The organism is uncultured Paracoccus sp., assembly GCF_947487305.1.
In the GTDB taxonomy this organism is placed as follows: Bacteria; Pseudomonadota; Alphaproteobacteria; order Rhodobacterales; family Rhodobacteraceae; genus Paracoccus.
Genome location: NZ_CANKWH010000006.1, coordinates 236,126 through 254,540, shown reverse-complemented (window position 1 = coordinate 254,540; position 18,415 = coordinate 236,126). Strand labels below are relative to the sequence as shown.

Genomic DNA, 18,415 nt, shown 5'->3' with positions numbered 1-18,415 from the left:
GATCTGAACGGTGTCGGCAGGGGAAGCCTCGACCCCGTCATTCACAACGAGGCTGAAGGTCAGCACCTGCGGCGCATCGCCCACGGACAGCGTGGGCGCGCTAAAGCCGGGCGTGACGCTGGTGGCATCGTCGAGCGTGACCGCCGTGCCGGCGGTCTGGGTCCAGGCATAGGTCAGGCTCTGCCCGCCATCATTCGGCGTGGAGGCACCCCCATCCAGCGTGACGCCGGCACCCGAGGCGACAGTCTGGTCCGGCCCCGCATTGGCCGTCGGCGGCGTGTTCGGCGGCGGGTTGACGGTGATCTGAACGGTGTCGGCAGGGGAAGCCTCGACCCCGTCATTCACAACGAGGCTGAAGGTCAGCACCTGCGGCGCATCGCCCACGGCCAGCGTGGGCGCGGTGAATGCGGGTGTGACGCTGGTGGCATTGTTGAGCGTGACCGCCGTGCCGGCGGTCTGGGTCCAGGCATAGGTCAGGCTTTGCCCGGTATCATTCGGCGTGGAGGCGCTGCCATCCAGCGTCACGGCGGCACCTGAGGCAACAGTCTGGGATGGCCCGGCATCCGCTGTCGGCGGGGTGTTCGACTCGGCAGTGACGGTGATCCGGACCATGTCGGGGGCAGAGTCCGCGATCCCGTCATTCACCACGAGGCTGAAGACCAGCATCTCCATCGGCCCTGTCACCGGCACGGTCGGCGCGGTGAAGCTGGGTGTGGCGCTGGTGGCATCGCTGAGCACCACGGCGGAACCGTCGGTCTGGGTCCAGGCATAGGTCAGGGTCTGCCCGGCATCATTGGCCGAGGAGGCGCTGCCGTCCAGCATCGCGCTGGCGCCCGACGCAAGCGTCTGGCCCGGCCCGGCATTGGCCGTCGGCGGCGTGTTCGCTGGCGGGGTGACGGTGATCTGAACGGTGTCGGCAGGGGAAGCCTCGACCCCGTCATTCACAACCAGGCTGAAGGTCAGCACCTGCGGCGCATCGCCCACGGCCAGCGTGGGCGCGGTAAAGCCGGGCGTGACACTGGTGGCATTGTTGAGCGTGACCGCCGTGCCGCCGGTCTGGCTCCAGGCATAGGTCAGGCTCTGCCCGGCATCATTGGCCGAGGAGGCGCTGCCATCCGGCGTGACGCTGGCACCCGAGGCAAGGATCTGGTCCGGCCCGGCATTGGCCGTCGGCGGCGTGTTCGCTGGCGGGGTGACGGTGATCTGCACCGTGTCGGCAGGGGAGGCCTCGACCCCGTCATGCACCACGAGGCTGAAGGTCAGCACTTCGGGCGCATCGCCCACGCTCAGCGTGGGCGCGGTGAATGCGGGTGTGACGCTGGTGGCATCGTCGAGCGTGACCGCCGTGCCGGCGGTCTGGGTCCAGGCATAGGTCAGGCTCTGCCCGCCATCATTGGCCGATGAGCCACTGCCGTCCAGCATCGTGCTGGCACCCGACACGACGCTCTGGTCCGGTCCGGCACTTGCCGTGGGCGGGATGTTTGGCGGCGGATTGCTTGGCGGCGGATTGATGGTGATCTGCACCGTGTCGGCGGCAGAGTCCTCGATCCCGTCATTCACCACGAGGCTGAAGGTCAGCACCTCCGGCGCATCCCCCATGTTCAGCGTCGGCGCGGTGAAGCTGGGCGCAACGACCGAGGCATTGCTGAGCGAGACCGCCGTGCCGCCGGTCTGGGTCCAGGCATAGGTCAGGCTTTGCCCCGTGTCATTCGGCGTGGAGGCGCTGCCATCCAGCGTCACGCCGGCACCTGAGGCAAGGGTCTGGTCCGGCCCCGCATTGGCCGTTGGGGCCGTGTTCGGCGGCGGGTCGATGGTGAACTGCACTGTGTCGGCGGTGGAGGAGGCAATCCCGTCATTCACGATGAGGCTGAAGCTCAGCACCTCGGGTGCAGCCCCTGCATTCAGCGTCGGGGCGGTGAACGCAGGTGTGACGCTGGTGGCATCGTCAAGCGTGACCGCCGTGCCGCCGGTCTGGGTCCAGGCATAGGTCAGGCTCTGGCCCAGATCATTCGCCGAGGAGCCAGACCCGTCCAGCGCTCCGGGGTCGCCCGAGGCGAGCGACTGATCCGGTCCGGCATTGGCTGTTGGGGGGTGTTCGACCGCAACGCGGGTGTTGATGAAGCTTGTCGAGAGGAGACCGCTCAGCGCTAGCTCGTAGCGATAGGTCACGGGGTCTTCCGGCGTGATCGCATCGAAGATGACGCCCATATAGTCGTCAGTCAAATGGGTTCCGGTCGCGCCGTCCTGCGAGATGATGTTCACGCTGGTGAAGCCGCAGCGCTGTCGCAGCGAGTCGGCGGTGATGGGGTTGCTGCTGTAAGGGACACCGCCAGAGTAGAAATAGCTGCCTCCGACATCTTCATTAGCCGACTGAAACCAGATCCATGCGAGTTGGGTGACGTGGTTGTACACCTCGAATGTGCAGGTGGCGAAGGCTTCCCGACCCAATGGCGTCGGGTGCTGGAAGATATAGTCCGGGCCGAATGCCCAGGCCTTGGGGGCCCCGGACAGGGCGAGGAGTGGGGCGAGTGCCAGCAGGCACGAACCTGACAGAGGACGCATTCCGACCCTTTGATTTCGCGGGGATTCCCGCGTTGTGACGTCACGCCTTTTACCGCGAAGTCGTAAAACAACTGCTAACGGCCCCTGACCAGAGGAGGCGGTTGCGCGGCCCGCGGGGGCACCTGCATCACGCAGCCTTTGACTCTCGCCCTTGCGGCGGCTAAGGCAGCGGATCGGCTGTTCTGGGATGCGTGCGAGAGGTTGGAGGCGCGCGGACGGGACCGGGCCGTGACCCCGGGCTGCGGCCCCTATCAGGCAGACGAAATGACCCAAGACGAGATTGCCGCGCCTCTGGCCGCGGCCTTGGCCGAACGAGGCTATGAAACCCTGACCTCGGTGCAGCAGGCGGTGCTGACCCCCGATGCGCGCGGGCGCGACCTTCTGGTCTCGGCCCAGACCGGCTCGGGCAAGACCGTGGCTTTCGGCATCGCCGCCGCCCCCGATCTTCTGGACGGCGACAGCCTGCCGCAGGGCACGCCGCCCTTGGCGCTGGCCATCGCGCCGACGCGCGAACTGGCGCTGCAGGTCGCGGCGGAACTGACCTGGCTCTATGCCGGCACCGGGGCGCGCATCGCCACCTGTGTCGGCGGCATGGATTACCGCACCGAACGCCGGGCGCTGGAGCGCGGCGCCCAGATCGTCGTCGGCACGCCGGGCCGGCTGCGCGACCATATCGAGCGCGGCGGGCTTGACCTCTCGGCGCTGCGCGTCGCGGTGCTGGACGAGGCCGACGAGATGCTGGATCTGGGCTTCCGCGAGGACTTGGAATTCATCCTCGGCTCCGCGCCCGAGAGCCGGCGCACCCTGATGTTCTCGGCCACCGTTCCCGCCGCCATCGAGAAGCTGGCGCGCGACTTCCAGCAGGACTCGCTGCGGATCTCGGCCATGGGCGAGGCGCGCCAGCATGGCGACATCGCCTATCGCGCACTGAACGTCGCCCTGCGCGACAAGGAAAACGCCATCTTCAACCTGTTGCGCTTCTACGAGGCGCGGACGGCGATCATCTTCTGCAAGACCCGGGCCAATGTGAACCATCTGCTGGCCCGGATGGGCAATCGCGGCTTCCGCGTGGTGGCGCTGTCGGGCGAGCTGTCGCAATCCGAACGCACCCATGCGCTGCAGGCGCTGCGCGATGGCCGGGCGCGGGTCTGCATCGCCACGGACGTGGCGGCGCGGGGCATCGACCTGCCGGGGCTGGAACTGGTGATCCATGCCGACCTGCCGACGAATTACGAGACGCTGCTGCACCGCTCGGGCCGGACCGGCCGGGCCGGTGCCAAGGGGGTGTCGGCGCTGATCGTCACGCCCTCGGAATACAAGAAGGCGCAGCGGCTGTTGCAGGGCGCGAAGGTCGTTGCCGAATGGGGCCAGGCGCCCTCGGCCGACGAAGTCAGCGCGCGGGATGACGAGCGGATGCTGGACCATCAGGCGCTGTCGGCACCGCTCGAGGACATGACCATCGCCCGCGACCTGCTGGACCGCTTCGGGGCCGAACAGATCGCCGCCGCCTTCGTGCAATTGTGGCGCGAGGGTCGCCCGCCCCCGGAGGAACTGTCGGACAGCCTGCCGCCCTCGGATGCCGCCCCGCGCGCCCCGCGCGAGTTTGGCGATTCGGTCTGGTTCGGCCTGTCGGTCGGCCATACCGGCCGGGCCGAGGCGCGCTGGCTTCTGCCGAAGATCTGCGAGGCCGGCGGCATCACCCGCGACGCCATCGGCGCGATCCGCGTGCGCGAAGAGGAGACCTATGTCCAGATCGCCACGGCCGATGCCCCGCGCTTCGGCGACCGGATCGAGATCGAACCGGGGCTGATGATGCGCCGGCTGCAGGGCGAGCCGGTGCTGGACCGACCCGCCGGACGCCCGGCGCCGCATCGCGGCTCGAAGCCCTGGGACAAGCCGGGGAAGCCGCGCAAGACGATGGCCGAGGCGCCTGCGCCCGCCGCTGCCCGCGCGGCACCTCCCGCCGCCGCCGAACCCGCATGGTCGCCCGCCGATGCCGGCCTGGAGCCGGCACCCGCCAAGGCCCCGCGCGCCAAGCCGCGCTGGAGCACCGCCGAGAAGGCGGCCAAGTCGCGCAGCAGCGAGGCTGCCCCGGCGCGCGAGGGCAAACCTGCCGCCAAGGGCAAGGGCTGGGCGGCGTCGAGGTCCGAGGGCAAACCTGCTGGAAAGCCTGCGGGCAAGTTCGGCGGTAAACCGGGCGGCAAGCCCTCTGGAAAACCCGGTGGCAAGCCGGGCGGCAAGTTCGGCGCCCCGCGCCGCGCCGAGAGCGGCAATGCCCCGCCCCGCCGCCCCAAGGGCCGGGGATAAGCCAGCACCAACGCGGCGGGCGGGTTTCCCTGCCCCCGCCTCTGCGGCTAAAGAGACGGCAGCACCGCAGCGCAGGACCTGCCGATGAGTGATACCGCCAGCGACGACATCCGTCTGGATGATCTCGGTTACGAGATCGCCGGACGGCCGGTGCTGTCGGGCCTGACGCTTGCCACCTCGGCCCGCTCGATCGGCGTGGTCGGGCGCAATGGCTCGGGCAAAAGCACGCTGGCGCGGCTGATGGCCGGGCTTTTGCAACCGACCAGCGGCACCATCCGCATCCATGGCCACGACCTGTTCCGCGACCGCCGCGCGGCGCTGGAAACCGTCGGCATCCTGTTCCAGAACCCCGAGCACCAGATCATCTTTCCCCGCGTCGACGAGGAGATCGCCTTTGGCTTGCGCCAGCTGGGCCAAAGCAAGACCGAGGCCGCCGAAGGCGCGCGCGCGGTGCTGGCCGGGTTCGACAAGCTGCACTGGCAGGACGCCACCATCGCGGCGCTGTCGCAGGGGCAGAAGCACCTGGTCTGCATGATGGCGGTGCTGGCGATGCGGCCACGGCTGATGATCCTCGATGAACCCTATGCCGGGCTCGACATCCCCACCCGCCGGCAATTGCAGCGCTACCTGAACCGGGCGGACACGCGGCTGTTTCACATCTCGCATGACCCCGCCGATCTGGCTGACTGCGCTCAGGTCTTCTGGCTGGATCAGGGGCGGATCGTGGCGCAGGGTGCGCCTTGCCCGGTGCTGGCCGATTTCACCGCCGAGATGAACCGGTTGGGAGAGCTTGATGATCTCGCTGACCTCGCCGGTTGAGACCCGCGCCCATGGCTGGCCGGCGGGCGCGAAGCTGGCGGCACTGTGTCTGGCATCGACCGGCCTCTTTCTGACCGACAGTCTGGGTCTGCATCTGACCGCGCTGGCGCTGGTCCTTGTCCTCTATGCCGCGCCGGGCCGGGTCTTTTTCACCGCCGGGATGCGCCACCTGCGCGTCGTATTGCCCTTTGTCGCGCTTCTTGCGATCTGGCATCTGATCACCGCAGAGCTGCACGCGGGCGTGTTGATCGTCCTGCGCATGGTGGTGCTGGTGGCGCTGGCCAATCTTGTGACCATGACCACCCGGCTGTCCGAGATGACCGATCTGGTCCACCGCCTGACCGCGCCTTTGCGCCGGCTTGGCCTGCCGGTGCATCTTCTGGAAACCGCGATCCCGCTGGTGATCCGCTTCATCCCCGTGCTGGTCGCCCGCGCCGAAACCCTGGCCGAGGCCTGGCGCGCGCGATCCCGCCGCCGTCCCGGCTGGCGCCTGATCTTTCCGCTGATGCTGCACGCGCTGGACGAAGCCGATCATGTCGGCGAGGCCTTGCGCGCGCGCGGCGGCCCCCTTGGACACACAAGACCGGAGTAACCTCATGGAACGCGACCTTGCCCGCATCGCTCTCTTCGCCGCGCTGATCGCCGCGCTGGGGCTGGTGCCGCAGATCACCCTCGGCTTCGGCGTGCCGATCACCGCGCAGACGCTTGGGGTGATGCTGGCCGGGGCGGTGCTGGGGGCGTGGCGCGGAGCGGCGGCGGCGGGGCTGCTGCTGCTGCTGGTGGCGCTTGGCCTGCCGCTTCTGTCGGGCGGGCGCGGGGGGCTTGGGGTCTTCGTCGGTCCGACCGCCGGCTTTGCCCTGGGCTTCCCGGTCGCGGCCTTCGCCACCGGGCTTTTCGTCGAGCATGTGCGCCTGCGCTCTGCCGGGCTGACGGCAGGACTGGGCGCGGTCTTCGGCGGTATCCTGATCCTCTACCTCCTCGGCGCCACCGGCCTGTCCATCGTCATCGACAAGCCGCTGGCCGAGGCCTTCAGGCTGGTCGCGGTGTTCATTCCAGGCGACCTGCTGAAGGCCGTCATCACCGGGCTGCTGGTGCAGGCCCTCGCACAGGCGCGGCCGCAGGCGCTGGACTGGTATCGCGGTGGCGCGGCGGCGGGTGCGCGACGGCTGTAGTGGTTCCAGACTAAAAACCGATCGATTCAGCACGAACTGACATGAAATCAGTCTCTTGCGGTATCACGTGATACCCCCGCCGGTATTGCCGGTCGTCCTCCTCTGTTGTCATCGTTCGGGACAGGGCGGACCGGATCACCCTGCCGTCCACCCAAGGCAGCCCGGTCAGCCCCACCCAGACCCAGACACCACTCGGGTCCACGCCCGGGAAGCTACGCGGTTCGGGCGGAGGACAGATATTCGGAGGAAACCCATGGAAACCCTGTTTAGACAACTCGGCCGTATCCCCGGCGCGCTGATGATCGTGCCGCTGTTTCTCGGCGCGGTCGTCGCCAGCCTTGCGCCCGGCATTCTGGAAATCGGCAGCTTCACCACCGCGCTGTTCAAAAGCGGCACGCCGGTTTTGATCGGGCTTTTCTTCGTCTGCGTGGGTTCGCAAATCGATTTGCGCGCGGCGGTCCCGGCGGTCGAGAAGGGCATCGTCCTTTTGCTGGCCAAGTTCGGCATCGCCGCCGCCATCGGCCTTTCGGTCGCCTTCCTCACGCCCGAGGGCACGCTGTGGGGGCTGCTGCCGGTTGCGATCATCGCCGCCATGTCAAACTCCAACGGTTCGCTCTTCGTCGCGCTGACCAGCCAGTTCGGCAATCGCAGCGACAAGGGCGCGATCTCGATCCTGTCGATCAATGACGGGCCGTTCCTGACCATGATCGCGCTTGGTGCCGCCGGTCTGGCGCAATTCCCGGCCCTTGCCTTGTTCTCGGCCATCTTCCCGATGATCTTCGGCTTCATCCTCGGCAACAGCAGCCCGACGGCGCGGGCTTTCCTCGCGCCGGGCGAGAAGCTGATCATCCCCTTCGTCGCCTTCGCCATCGGCGCCGGGATCAATTTCGGCGTGCTGCTGAGCTCGGGTGCGGTCGGGGTGATCCTTGGGCTTGCCACCGTGATCCTGTCGGGGGGCGCTGCGGTGCTCTGCCTCTGGGTCTGGCACGTGCTGCGTCGACACCCGCGCCCCACGCGCAACCTGGTCGCCGGGGCCGCCGAGGCCAGCACCGCCGGCAATGCCATCGCCACCCCGGCGGCCATCGCGCTGATCGATCCCTCGCTCGCTCCCATCCAGGGCATCGCCACCGCGCAGGTCGCCACGGCGGTCGTCTGCACCGCCTTCACCATGCCCTTCCTGGTGGCCTGGCTGGCCGGCTGGCAGCGCCGCAACGGCATCTCGCCCGAGGCCGAGGAAGCCTATTACGAAAGCAAATCCGCTACGGCGCGGACAGCGGCGACCCCTGCGGAATAGGCCGGAAAGGGGCAGGGGGCGGTGACGCCCGCTTAGTCTTCCAGCGCCACCGGGCCGATCGTGGGCCACAGATCGCCCGGCCCGGGGTTCGCGGCATCGCAGGCCCCGCCCAGATGCGTCATCACCCCCCAGACCGCGTTCAGCGCGGTCTGCACCGCGCCCTCGACCCAGGCCGGCGTCCAGCTGATGCCGTCGCCCGCCAGGAAGATGCCGCGCTGTTCATAGGGCATGGCCGACTGCATGAAATGCCCGTACATCCGGTGGTTATAGCGGTAATGGCCCGGCAGCGCGCCCTTGAAGGCGCCCAGGAAATTCTCGTCGCTTTCCCAGCTGACGCAGATCGGGTTGCCGCGGATATGGCTGCGGATGTCGATGCCGGGATAGACCTTGTCCAGCGCCGCCAGCGCCAGTTCCACCCGCTTTTCCGGGCTCAAGGGCAGCACCTTCAGCGCATCCGTCATCCAGGAATAGCTGAGGCAGATCACCGCCGGCTTGTCGGGGCCATTGTCGAAGAAATAGGTGCCGCGCGTCAGCCGGTCGGTCAGGGTCATCGACAGGATCGGGCGGTCGGTCGCCGGGTCGATGTCGTTCCAGAAGGGCCGGTCGACCATGACAAAGGTCTTTGCCGCCTGCATGTAGCGGGTTCGGTCCAGCGCCATCCACAGCTTCTGGTCAAAGATCGCCTCGTCCACCGCGACCGAGGTGGTCAGCAGGTGGCTCTGGCATGTGACCAGCACCGCCGCGTAATCGCGCACGATGCCCCATTGATCGGTGACGGTGAAACCGCCGTTCCGTCGCCAGATGCGGATGGCGCGCCCCAGCGTCGCCCCGCCGTTCAGGCTGGCCAGCGTTGTGCCCTCGGGCCAATGGGCGCAAGTCGCAGGCTGGCGCCAGAGGCGGTGCAGCACGTTCTCGACGCCCCCCACGATGAAACGCTGGTGATCGTCGAGTTCCAGCAGGTTCACCCGCAGGATCTCCAGCATCGAGTTCGGGAAATCGCTATCCCACCCGCCGGTTCCGAAACCGACCTGCCCGAAGACCTCGCGGTGGCGGAAGCTGAGCGAGCGGAAGGCCTGCGAGGAGACGACGAAATCATAGAAGGTCCGCTCGTCCCATTTCTCGACCAGCGGGTCCCAGATCTCCTTCAGCCGCTGCACGTCGCGGTCACGCACCGCCTGTTGCAGATCGGCGAAATCGGCGTGCTCCTGCAATGCTGCGCGATAGGCCACGGCAACCTCGTGATAGAGGCGCGGCAGATCGTCCAGCGTGCGGGCGAAATGCGTCTCGCCTTCAAGGTCCACGATGGTCGAGCCGGCGGCGGGGGTCAGCGGGTTGGGGAAGGGCTGGCTCTCCAGCCCGACCAGATCGACATAGTGATAGAAGCCGGTCGAGGAGACCGGAAAGCGCATCCCGCCCAGTTCCGCCACCACATCCTCGGTGCCCTCGAAGGTCTCGGAGCGCAGGCGGCCGCCGAACTTGCCCGACTCGTAGATGATGGGGCGCAGGCCCAGCTTCATCAACTCGTGCCCGGCGATGATGCCGGCGGCACCGGCGCCGATGATGGCGACCTCGGTGCCGTGGCGCTTGGCGGGGATCGAGCCCAGCCCGGCGGGGTGGCTGATCCAGTCGTCATAGGCGAAGGGGAAATCGGGCCCGAAGGCGGTGACGGGTTTCGTGCTCATGCGTCTTTCCCCCAAGGTTTCCACCCGCATGGTCAATCGCCGCGGATCGGATAAAATGCCCGCAGATTATGGGCTTGAGAGGGGTCGGAAGTGAAGCTTGCACTCTGGCAGTCACCGCCGGCAAACGGCCGGATTGATGAGGTTTTTTCGGCGATCTGTCAGCAACTGCGGGCAGCCGCCGCCGCCGGGGCGAAACTGCTGGTCGCGCCCGAGCTGATTCTGCCGGGTTACAACCGCCCCGACCTGCATCGCGAGCTGGCGCAGCCGCTGGACGGCGAATGGATCACCCGGCTGCGTCAGATGGCGCGCGAGGCCGGCTGCGGCATCTGCCTAGGCTGGGCCGAGCGGGCGGGCGAGGCGGTCTATAACGCCGCCACCACCATCGGGCCGGATGGCGCGGTGCTGTCGCATTACCGCAAGATCCAGCTTTTCGGGCCGATGGAACAGGCGAGCTTTGCCCATGGCAGCCAGCTGGTGCCGGTGGTTTCGCTGGAGGATCAGCAGCTTGCGACGCTGATCTGCTATGACATAGAGTTTCCCGGCCATGCGGCGGAACTGGCGGCAGGGGGCGCGCGGCTGATCCTTGTGCCGACGGCCAATCCGATGGGCTACGAGCATGTGCAGCGGGTGCTGGTCCCGGCGCGTGCGCATGAGACCGGGGCAGTTGTCGCCTATGCCAATTTCTGCGGCAGCGAGGGCGATCTGACCTATGGCGGGCTGTCGGTCATTGCCGGGCCGGACGGGCAGCCGCTGGCGATGGCGGGCGCGCATGGCGAGGCGCTGCTGGTCGTCGACCTGGCGGCGCTGGACAAGTTGCCAGCCGGGGCGTTTTCCGAGCAGGCGCGGGAATACCGGCCAACGCGTTAGGTCAGGCGTTAGGTCAGGCCCGGTCCTGCCGCCGCCCCTGCCGGAGCAGGACCACCACCCCCGCCGCCGCCATGGCGGCCAGCGCGAACCATGTCAGCGCATAGATCAGGTGGGTGTTGCGGAAGGCGATGACGGTCAGCCCGCCGACCGGGGAACCGCCGGGCTGCGGCGTCGCATCGGCATCGATGAAGAGCGGCGCGACGGGACCGAGGGCCTTCGCCGCAGCGATGGCCGCGACATCGCGGGAATACCAGCGATCCGCCGCCGGGTCGTTTGAGCGCAGGAAGCCGCCGCCCGGTTCGGACTGGCGGGCAAGGCCGGTCACGCTGACCTCGCCCGTCACCTGCCCCTCGGCTCGCGTGGCCGGGTCGGCGCGCTCGGGCGGCACGAAACCGCGATTGACCAGCACGGTGCCCGCGCCGGTTTGCAGCGGCGTCAGCACCCAGAAGCCGCCGCCCAGTTCCGTTACCGCCTGAACCAGCGTCTCGGCCTCGTGGTCGAACTGGCCAGTGGCGGTGACATGGCGATAGTCCTGTTCGCCGGGGGGCAGCGCGAGAAGATCGCTCAAGCCCATCGGATCGGCCTCGACCCGCGCCTCGACCTTCTGGATCAGGTCCAGCTTCCACGCGAGGCGCTGCATCTGCCAGATCCCCAGCGCGGCGAAACACAGGGTCAGCGCCACGCCAAGGACCAGCGCCAGCCCGACCTGCCAGCGCGGACGCAGGCGGTCGGGGCTCAATTCGCCGGCGGCTCGGTCATCATGCCGGGCATCATGTTGGCATCCATGTGATACATGACCCAGACCGTGCCGACGACGGCGATGACCAGCACGATGATGGTGAAGACGAGCGAGATCAGCGTCCAGCCGCCCTCGGCCTTGGGGCTCATATGCAGGAAATAGACCATGTGGACGATAATCTGCGCCACGGCGCAGATCAGCACCAGAAACGCGGTCAGCCGCTCGGACGAGAAGATGCCGGACATGACCAGGAAGAAGGGAATGGCGGTCAGGACGGCGGCAAGGATGAAGCCGGTGACGTAATCCTGCTTGGTGCCATGGGGGAAGGGCGCGGCGTGGGTCTCGTGGTGGCCCTCATGCGGATCGCTCATCAGATCATCCCCATCAGATAGACAAAGGTGAAGACCCCGATCCAGATCACGTCGAGGAAGTGCCAGAACATCGACAGGCATTCCAGCCGCCGCTGGTTGGCGCTGGTCAGCCCGTGCTTGCGGACCTGCAGGACCAGCGCCGCCATCCAGATCAGGCCGAAGGTCACATGCAGCCCGTGGGTGCCGACCAGGGTGAAGAAGGCCGAGAGGAAGGCCGAACGCCCCGGCCCGGCGCCGATATGGATCAGGTGGTTGAACTCGTAAAGCTCGATGGCAAGGAAGGCGAGGCCGAAGCCCGCCGTGATCCCCAGCCATTTCATCACCTCTTTCTGGTCGCCCCGGTGCATTGCCAGCATGGCAAAGCCATAGGTGATCGAGGAGAACAGCAGCATCGCCGTGTTCAGCGCGATCAGCCACAGGTCGAACAGCTCCTTCGGACCCGGCCCGCCGCCATAGCGCTGGCCCAGCACCGCGAAAGTGCCGAAGAGCGTGGCGAAGATGAGGCAGTCGCTCATCAGATAGATCCAGAAGCCAAGCGGCGTGCTGTGGCCCTCGGGGTGATGCGGCTCTTCTTCCGGGTGGAAGACGCGCGGATCGGTGGGTTCGGTGATGATGGGCGTGCTCATGCTGTCTGGCCCGCCTGTCCCAGGGCCCGGCTGCGGGCGTCCTCGGTTGCGGTGACGGTGGCGGCGGGGATGTGGAAGTCGCGGTTATAGTTGAAGGTGTGCAGGATCGCGCCAAGGATCAGCGCGAGGAAGCTGACCGCGGCCAGCCACCAGATATGCCAGACCAGCGCAAAGCCAAGCGCGGTGCTGATGCCTGCAAGGATGATCCCGGCGCCGGTGTTTCTGGGCATGTGGATCGGCTTGAAATCCGACAGCGGGCGCTGATAGCCGTGTTCCTTCATGTCCTGCCAGGCATCCACGTCATAGACGACCGGGGTGACGGCGAAGTTGTAATCCGGCGGCGGCGAGGACGTGGACCATTCCAGCGTCCGCCCGCCCCAGATGTCGCCGGTGGTGTCGCGCAGCTGGTCGCGGTCGCGGATCGAGACGTAGAACTGCATCAGCATGGCGCCGATGCCGGCGGCGATCAGCAGCGCACCAAGCGCGGCGATGGCGAAATAGACCTGCAGCGAGGGATCGTCGAAGGTGCGCAGGCGCCGCGTCACCCCCATCAGCCCGACGATGTAAAGCGGCATGAAGGCGACCCAGAAGCCCACCACCCAGCACCAGAAGCTGACCCGGCCCCAGAACTCGTTCAAGCGGAAGCCGAAGGCCTTGGGCCACCAGTAGTTGATCCCGGCAAAGACGCCGTAAACCACGCCGCCGATGATGACATTGTGGAAATGCGCGACGAGGAACAGCGAGTTGTGCAGCACGAAATCGGCCGGCGGCACCGCCAGCATCACCCCGGTCATGCCGCCGATGCAGAAGGTCAGCATGAAGGCCACAGTCCACATCATCGGCAGCTCGAACCGGATACGGCCGCGATACATGGTGAAGAGCCAGTTGAACACCTTGGCGCCGGTCGGGATCGAGATGATCATCGTGGCGATGCCGAAGAAACTGTTCACCGAAGGCCCCGAGCCCATGGTGAAGAAGTGGTGCAGCCAGACCAGATAGCTGAGGATGGTGATGCAGATGGTGGCATAGACCATCGAATTGTAGCCGAACAGCCGCTTGCCGCAGAAGGTCGCTGTGACTTCGGAGAAGATGCCGAAGGCCGGCAGGACGAGGATGTAAACCTCGGGATGGCCCCAGATCCAGATCAGGTTCACGTAGAGCATGGGGTTCCCACCAAGGTCATTGGTGAAGAAGTTCATGCCCAGATAGCGGTCGAGGGCCAGCAGCACGAGGGTCGCGGTCAGCACCGGGAAGGTGGCGACGATCAGCACGTTGGTGCAAAGCGCCGTCCAGGTGAACACCGGCATCCGCATCAGCGTCATCCCCGGGCAGCGCATCTTGAGGATCGTCACCAGCAGGTTGATGCCCGAGAGTGTCGTGCCGACCCCGGCGATCTGCAGTCCCCAGATATAGTAATCCACCCCCTCGGTCGGACTGGCGACGATGCCCGACAGCGGCGGGAAGGCCAGCCAGCCGGTCATCGCGAACTCGCCCACGAACAGCGAGATCATCACCAGAACCGCGCCGCCGACCGTCATCCAGAAGCTGAAATTGTTCAGGAAGGGGAAGGACACGTCCCGCGCACCGATCTGCAGCGGCACGACGAAGTTCATCAGCCCGGTGATGAATGGCATGGCCACGAAGAAGATCATGATCGTGCCATGGGCGGTGAAGATCTGGTCATAGTGATGGGCGTTGAGATAGCCCTCGGAGCCATTGAAGGCCCAGACCTGCTGCAGGCGCATCATGATCGCATCGGCAAAGCCACGCAGGAACATGACCATGCCCAGGATCATGTACATGATGCCGATCTTCTTGTGGTCGACGCTGGTCAGCCAGTCGCGCCACAGATAGCCCCAGAGCCGGAAATAGGTGACGACCGCTACCAGAGCCGCCCCGCCGACCGCCACCACGGCGAAGGTGCCGACGACGATCGGCACGTCCAGCGGGAACTTGTCCAGCGTCAGCCGGCCAAAGAGGAAGCTGCTTTCGATCTCTTGCCCGGTGATGGCCATGGCGGATCCCTCAGTTCTGGCTCAGGAATGCGTATTGATTTGTCAGGGCCGGGCCTGACGGCTTTGCGCGGGCGGAGTCCTCATCGGAAGGCATCGCCGTGGGCATGGCGTCGTGGCCCTCATGGCTCCCGGTCTCACCCGCGGCCCCGCCTTCGCCCATGTCGGCCCCGCCTTCGCCCATGTCGGGGCCCCCCTCGCCATTGTCCATGCCGGGGTCCATGCCATGCGCCCCGGCGCCATCGGTCATCATCGCGTCCATGCAGGTCTGGCCCGGCTCGACACAGCGGTTGAGGATGTCGTGATACAGCGCCTCGTCCCCAAGGGCGAAATACGCGGCGGGTTCGTTCTCACTGGGTTTCAGCAGCTCGCGGTAGCGCTCGCGGTCCAGGGTCTGGCCCGAGTCGCGCACCTTGGCGACCCAGGCGTCAAAGCCCTCTTGCTCGAGCCCGTAGAACGGGAATTTCATCCCCGAGAAGCCGGCACCGCTGTAATGCGAGGACATACCCTTGAACTCGCCCGGCTCGTTGATGACGGCGTGCAGCTTGGTCTCCATACCGGGCATGGTGTAGATCATCCCGGCCAGCGTCGGCACGTAGAAGGCGTTCATCACCTCGGTCGATGTCAGTTTGAAGGCAATTGGCCGGTCCAGCGGCGCGGCCAGTTCGTTCACCGTGGCGATGCCGTATTGCGGATAGAAGAACAGCCATTTCCAGTCCATCGCCACCACTTCGACGACCAAGGGCTCGGCATCGGCCTCGACACCGCGGGTTTCCTCGTCCAGCGGGCGATAGGGGTCGAGCTTGTGGGTGCTGACCCAGGTCAGCGCGCCAAGCCAGATGATGATGACCAGCGGCGCCGCCCAGATCAGCAGCTCGAGCGAGGTCGAATGGTGGAAATGCGGGTCATATTTCGCCTCGGACTGGTCCGATTTGCGATAGCGGATGGCGATGGCGACGATGGCGACCATCACCGGCAGCACGATCACCAGAATCAGCGCGGTGGTGATGCCCAGAACGTCGCGCAGCTTGGCCGCCACATCGCCCGAGGGCGCAAGCACTTCCGAGGAACAGCCCGCCAGCGTGGCAAGCGCGATCGCAGCGATCAAAGAGCGTGAACGAATCATCGCCATGCACTCACCTTTGCAGACCCGGACGGCGGATTTCTGGCACCAGACCGCGCGGACGGAGGGATGCGGAGAACCCGGCTGTTGGCGGAACCATTACAAGATCATTCCAGATTGTCCATAAGCTGCCCGCGCAACTGCGCCAAACTTGACATTGCGATCAATGGCCTGTTCCTTCACAATCACTGCATCCACTGTCTCGGATCTGCGGGGGACCAACATGACGACCGGCAACACCGTCCCGGCAGAGCCTGCGCATCAGCGGGTCAGGCTTTCCGATCTGACCATCGGTGTCATCATCGGGCGCACCTCGGAATTCTTCGACTTCTTCACCTTCGCCATCGCGGCGGTGCTGGTCTTTCCGCAGTTCATCTTTCCCTTCGCCTCGCCGACGAACGGGGTGCTCTACGGCTTTCTGGTCCTCGCCCTCGGCTTCGTGGCGCGGCCAGTTGGCACCGCGATCTTCACCGAGATCGACCTGCGTTTCGGCCACGGGGTCAAGCTGACCTCGGCGCTGTTCCTGCTGGGTCTCTCGACCGTCGCCATCTCGTTCCTGCCCAATTACGACCAAGAGGGCTGGCTGACCGTGGCGAGCCTGATCCTGTTCCGCATGGGGCAGGGGGCGGCGCTTGGCGGGGCCTGGGACGGAATGTCCTCGCTGCTGGCGCTGCACGCGCCCGCCGGGCAAAAGGGCCGTTTCGCCACCATCCCGCAGATCGGCGCGCCGATCGGGCTGATCCTCGCCAGCAGCCTGTTCATCTACCTGAAGACCTCGCTGTCGGACGAGGAATTCCTCAGCTTCGGCTGGCGTTACCCCTTCTTCGTGGCCTTCGCCATCAACGTCGTGGCGCTGTTCGCGCGCCTGCGGCTGGTGGTCAGCGACGAGTTCAAGACGCTCTTCTCGGAATCCGAGCTGGACCCCTGCCCGGTGCCCGTCGCCATGCGCGAGGAATGGCTGAACATCATCATCGGGGCCTTCACGCCGCTGGCGACCTTGGCGCTGTTCCACATGGTCACGGTGTTCCCGCTGGGGTGGATCTATGTCCACACGCCCGAGGATGCGCTGGCCTTCCTGGTGATCGAGATCATCGGGGCACTGTTCGGGCTGGGGGCGATCATCGCCTCGGGCTTCATCGCCGACCAGATCGGGCGGCGCACGCTCTTGACCTATTGCGCCATCGGCATCGCCATCTATGCCATCCTGTCGCCGCTGATCCTCGCGCTCGGCCGCAGCGGCGAGGCGCTGTATGTGATCATCGGCTTCTCGCTGCTGGGCCTGTCCTTCGGGCAAAGCTCGGGCGCGGTGGCCTCGGGCTTCCTGAAGAAGAACCGCTTCACCGCCTCGAACCTGACGGCGGATCTGTCATGGATGTTCGGCGCGGGCTTCGCGCCCTTCGTCGCGCTTTACCTGACCGAGACTTTGGGGCTGTGGTCGGCGGGGGCCTATCTTCTGTCGGGCGCGCTCTGCACGCTGGCCGCGCTGACGCTGTTCCGCCGCCGGCAAGAGGAACGCCGCAGCCAGGATGGGTCCTGGCGCTGATCCATCAGTGGCGTGAATCGATGCCGTCGAAGCGATTCAGATTGGTCGTTGGACGGGCGGGGCCGGGCTGCGGCAGACTGCCGCCATGGACAGCGACCCCATCCACCTGACACGTTGCGACCCCGCGCAGAACATGGCGCGCTTCTATCGGCTTGAGCTGGCGGGCGATCTCTTCGGGGGTGTGCAGCTTCTGCGCCAATGGGGCCGGCTTGGCAGCGCCGGCCGCATCGGGCGGACATGGTTCGCCAGCCTTGAGGCGGCGCAGGCCAGCCGGGACGACTGGCTGCGGCGCAAGCGGGCGCGGGGCTATGTCGAGGGTCAGAAAATCTAGGCCTCGTTTTCCGCCTCGTAATTATGGACGAAATCCTTCGGCAGCTCCGGCCCCCAGAGATAGAGCGAATCCTCGGGCGGGTAGTCGCCATCCTGCCAGTCACAATCGGCGGGGATATAGTCGATATCGGCGGAATATTCCGAATAGCTGCCCCAGGGATCGCGGACATAGTGGAAATAGTTCGAGCCGAGCACATGCCGGCCCATGCCCCAGCCGCGGGTGAAGCCCTTGTCGGCCATGTTCATCGCGCCGATGCCGATCTCGTTGATGCCGCCCATGTCCCAGCTGCAATGATGCAACCCGGGGGCCGAGGATTTGGCGAAGGCCAGCAGGTGATGGTCCGAGCCGTGGATACCGTGCATGAAGCAGATGCCATCGCCCGAGCGGTCCGAGAGGCGCAGCCCGATGGCGCGGCTGTAGAATTCGATGGCCTTCGGCACGTCGGGGGTGAACAGCAGCACATGGGCCAGACGCAGCGGGCGCACCACCGGCGCCTTGGACCGCTGCGGCGCGCCAGCCACGCCCCCCGGCACCGAGACCACCGAGAAGGGTGATTTCTCGTTGGGCGAGGTCTTTTCGGCCACCTTCACCTCGATCATCACGCCGAACGGGTCGAGGAACCAGAAGCCGTTCGACACCACCCCGCGCGGCGCATCCAGAAGCCGCACCCCCTGCGCCTCGATCCGGCGGCGCATCGGTTCGAAATCCTCTTCGAAGACCGCGAAGGACAGGTGGTTCAGCTTCTTGCGCCCCGCCTCGTGGATGCTGAGCCAGCGGTGATCCGAGCCGAAGGTGTAAAGCCCAAGCCCGTCGCCTTCCTCGCGCACGTCGAGGCCGAAGGCGCGGTAGAACTCATCCGCGACCTTCAGGTCGGGGACGGTCATCATGAAGGTATCCATCGAATGGATGCCCAATTCGCCCGGCCGTTTGGTCGGCGCGACTTTTCCGGTTATGGCGGTCATCTCGT

15 protein-coding genes and 1 pseudogene are annotated in these 18,415 nt (G+C 66.5%); 8 read left to right on the top strand and 8 right to left on the bottom strand.

What is annotated here, in order from left to right; genetic code table 11:
• A pseudogene (locus tag Q1A36_RS10010) lies at window positions 1-2,562 on the bottom strand (hypothetical protein); the annotation flags it as partial.
• Between the two features lie 264 nt (window positions 2,563-2,826).
• On the opposite strand from Q1A36_RS10010, the gene Q1A36_RS10005 reads away from it, so the two are divergent.
• From Q1A36_RS10005 to Q1A36_RS09985, 5 genes are all read left to right on the top strand, one after another.
• On the top strand, window positions 2,827-4,869 hold the full coding sequence (locus tag Q1A36_RS10005; RefSeq protein WP_299842961.1) for a DEAD/DEAH box helicase: 2,043 nt from the start codon (window positions 2,827-2,829) through the stop codon (window positions 4,867-4,869).
• A gap of 84 nt (window positions 4,870-4,953) precedes the next feature.
• Window positions 4,954-5,688 carry an ABC transporter ATP-binding protein gene (locus Q1A36_RS10000; protein ID WP_299842958.1) on the top strand — a complete coding sequence of 245 codons (735 nt, stop codon included), beginning with the start codon at window positions 4,954-4,956 and terminating at the stop codon, window positions 5,686-5,688.
• Window positions 5,663-6,280: an energy-coupling factor transporter transmembrane component T gene (locus Q1A36_RS09995; protein WP_299842955.1), complete on the top strand. Its 618-nt coding sequence runs from the start codon at window positions 5,663-5,665 to the stop codon at window positions 6,278-6,280. The genes Q1A36_RS10000 and Q1A36_RS09995 overlap by 26 nt, the downstream gene beginning before the upstream one ends.
• A gap of 4 nt (window positions 6,281-6,284) precedes the next feature.
• Window positions 6,285-6,860, top strand: coding sequence for a biotin transporter BioY (locus tag Q1A36_RS09990; RefSeq protein ID WP_299842952.1), 576 nt, complete (start codon window positions 6,285-6,287; stop codon window positions 6,858-6,860).
• A gap of 253 nt (window positions 6,861-7,113) precedes the next feature.
• Window positions 7,114-8,154, top strand: a complete 1,041-nt coding sequence (locus Q1A36_RS09985; RefSeq protein WP_299842949.1) for a 2-keto-3-deoxygluconate permease — start codon at window positions 7,114-7,116, stop codon at window positions 8,152-8,154.
• 32 nt (window positions 8,155-8,186) lie between these two features.
• Here the strand turns inward: Q1A36_RS09985 and Q1A36_RS09980 are convergent, their stop codons facing one another.
• Window positions 8,187-9,836, bottom strand: a complete 1,650-nt coding sequence (locus Q1A36_RS09980) for an NAD(P)/FAD-dependent oxidoreductase (RefSeq protein WP_299842946.1) — start codon at window positions 9,834-9,836, stop codon at window positions 8,187-8,189.
• Window positions 9,837-9,926: 90 nt separating this feature from the next.
• Here Q1A36_RS09980 and Q1A36_RS09975 point away from each other — a divergent pair, with 90 nt between their 5' ends.
• Window positions 9,927-10,703, top strand: a complete 777-nt coding sequence (locus tag Q1A36_RS09975) for a nitrilase-related carbon-nitrogen hydrolase (RefSeq protein WP_299842944.1) — start codon at window positions 9,927-9,929, stop codon at window positions 10,701-10,703.
• A 13-nt stretch (window positions 10,704-10,716) separates the two neighbouring features.
• Here the strand turns inward: Q1A36_RS09975 and Q1A36_RS09970 are convergent, their stop codons facing one another.
• From Q1A36_RS09970 to cyoA, 5 genes are read right to left on the bottom strand one after another with little or no spacing between them, the layout of a single operon-like run.
• Entirely contained in the window at window positions 10,717-11,442 is a 726-nt protein-coding gene (locus Q1A36_RS09970; protein ID WP_299842941.1) for an SURF1 family protein, read from the bottom strand.
• Entirely contained in the window at window positions 11,439-11,813 is a 375-nt protein-coding gene (gene cyoD / locus Q1A36_RS09965; RefSeq protein ID WP_299842938.1) for a cytochrome o ubiquinol oxidase subunit IV, read from the bottom strand. The genes Q1A36_RS09970 and cyoD overlap by 4 nt, the downstream gene beginning before the upstream one ends.
• A complete protein-coding gene (cyoC, locus tag Q1A36_RS09960) occupies window positions 11,813-12,439 on the bottom strand; it encodes a cytochrome o ubiquinol oxidase subunit III (protein WP_299842935.1) in 627 nt (208 codons plus the stop codon). The genes cyoD and cyoC overlap by 1 nt, the downstream gene beginning before the upstream one ends.
• The gene (gene cyoB, locus Q1A36_RS09955; protein ID WP_299842932.1) at window positions 12,436-14,454 is read right to left on the bottom strand and encodes a cytochrome o ubiquinol oxidase subunit I; all 2,019 of its coding nucleotides are present in this window, start codon (window positions 14,452-14,454) and stop codon (window positions 12,436-12,438) included. The genes cyoC and cyoB overlap by 4 nt, the downstream gene beginning before the upstream one ends.
• Before the next feature lie 10 nt (window positions 14,455-14,464).
• The gene (gene cyoA / locus Q1A36_RS09950) at window positions 14,465-15,583 is read right to left on the bottom strand and encodes a ubiquinol oxidase subunit II (RefSeq protein WP_299842929.1); all 1,119 of its coding nucleotides are present in this window, start codon (window positions 15,581-15,583) and stop codon (window positions 14,465-14,467) included.
• A gap of 214 nt (window positions 15,584-15,797) precedes the next feature.
• On the opposite strand from cyoA, the gene Q1A36_RS09945 reads away from it, so the two are divergent.
• Both Q1A36_RS09945 and Q1A36_RS09940 read left to right on the top strand, forming a co-directional pair.
• Complete coding sequence (locus tag Q1A36_RS09945; RefSeq protein ID WP_299842926.1) at window positions 15,798-17,117, top strand: MFS transporter; 1,320 nt, start codon at window positions 15,798-15,800, stop codon at window positions 17,115-17,117.
• 85 nt (window positions 17,118-17,202) lie between these two features.
• The gene (locus tag Q1A36_RS09940) at window positions 17,203-17,448 is read left to right on the top strand and encodes a WGR domain-containing protein (protein WP_299842923.1); all 246 of its coding nucleotides are present in this window, start codon (window positions 17,203-17,205) and stop codon (window positions 17,446-17,448) included.
• Here Q1A36_RS09940 and Q1A36_RS09935 read toward each other — a convergent pair.
• Window positions 17,445-18,410: a VOC family protein gene (locus tag Q1A36_RS09935; RefSeq protein ID WP_299842920.1), complete on the bottom strand. Its 966-nt coding sequence runs from the start codon at window positions 18,408-18,410 to the stop codon at window positions 17,445-17,447. The two genes, Q1A36_RS09940 and Q1A36_RS09935, sit on opposite strands and share 4 nt — an antisense overlap.
• Window positions 18,411-18,415 lie beyond the last annotated feature (5 nt).

Excerpts from the sequence above, each read along its gene's own strand:
- Q1A36_RS09980 (WP_299842946.1), bottom strand. The coding sequence starts at position 9,836 with ATGAGCACGAAACCCGTCACCGCCTTCGGGCCCGATTTCCCCTTCGCC.
- cyoC (WP_299842935.1), bottom strand. The coding sequence starts at position 12,439 with ATGAGCACGCCCATCATCACCGAACCCACCGATCCGCGCGTCTTCCAC.
- cyoB (WP_299842932.1), bottom strand. The coding sequence starts at position 14,454 with ATGGCCATCACCGGGCAAGAGATCGAAAGCAGCTTCCTCTTTGGCCGG.
- Q1A36_RS09945 (WP_299842926.1), top strand. The coding sequence starts at position 15,798 with ATGACGACCGGCAACACCGTCCCGGCAGAGCCTGCGCATCAGCGGGTC.
- Q1A36_RS09990 (WP_299842952.1), top strand. The coding sequence starts at position 6,285 with ATGGAACGCGACCTTGCCCGCATCGCTCTCTTCGCCGCGCTGATCGCC.
- Q1A36_RS10005 (WP_299842961.1), top strand. The coding sequence starts at position 2,827 with ATGACCCAAGACGAGATTGCCGCGCCTCTGGCCGCGGCCTTGGCCGAA.
- cyoD (WP_299842938.1), bottom strand. The coding sequence starts at position 11,813 with ATGAGCGATCCGCATGAGGGCCACCACGAGACCCACGCCGCGCCCTTC.
- Q1A36_RS09940 (WP_299842923.1), top strand. The coding sequence starts at position 17,203 with ATGGACAGCGACCCCATCCACCTGACACGTTGCGACCCCGCGCAGAAC.
- Q1A36_RS10000 (WP_299842958.1), top strand. The coding sequence starts at position 4,954 with ATGAGTGATACCGCCAGCGACGACATCCGTCTGGATGATCTCGGTTAC.
- cyoA (WP_299842929.1), bottom strand. The coding sequence starts at position 15,583 with ATGGCGATGATTCGTTCACGCTCTTTGATCGCTGCGATCGCGCTTGCC.
- Q1A36_RS09985 (WP_299842949.1), top strand. The coding sequence starts at position 7,114 with ATGGAAACCCTGTTTAGACAACTCGGCCGTATCCCCGGCGCGCTGATG.
- Q1A36_RS09935 (WP_299842920.1), bottom strand. The coding sequence starts at position 18,410 with ATGACCGCCATAACCGGAAAAGTCGCGCCGACCAAACGGCCGGGCGAA.
- Q1A36_RS09995 (WP_299842955.1), top strand. The coding sequence starts at position 5,663 with ATGATCTCGCTGACCTCGCCGGTTGAGACCCGCGCCCATGGCTGGCCG.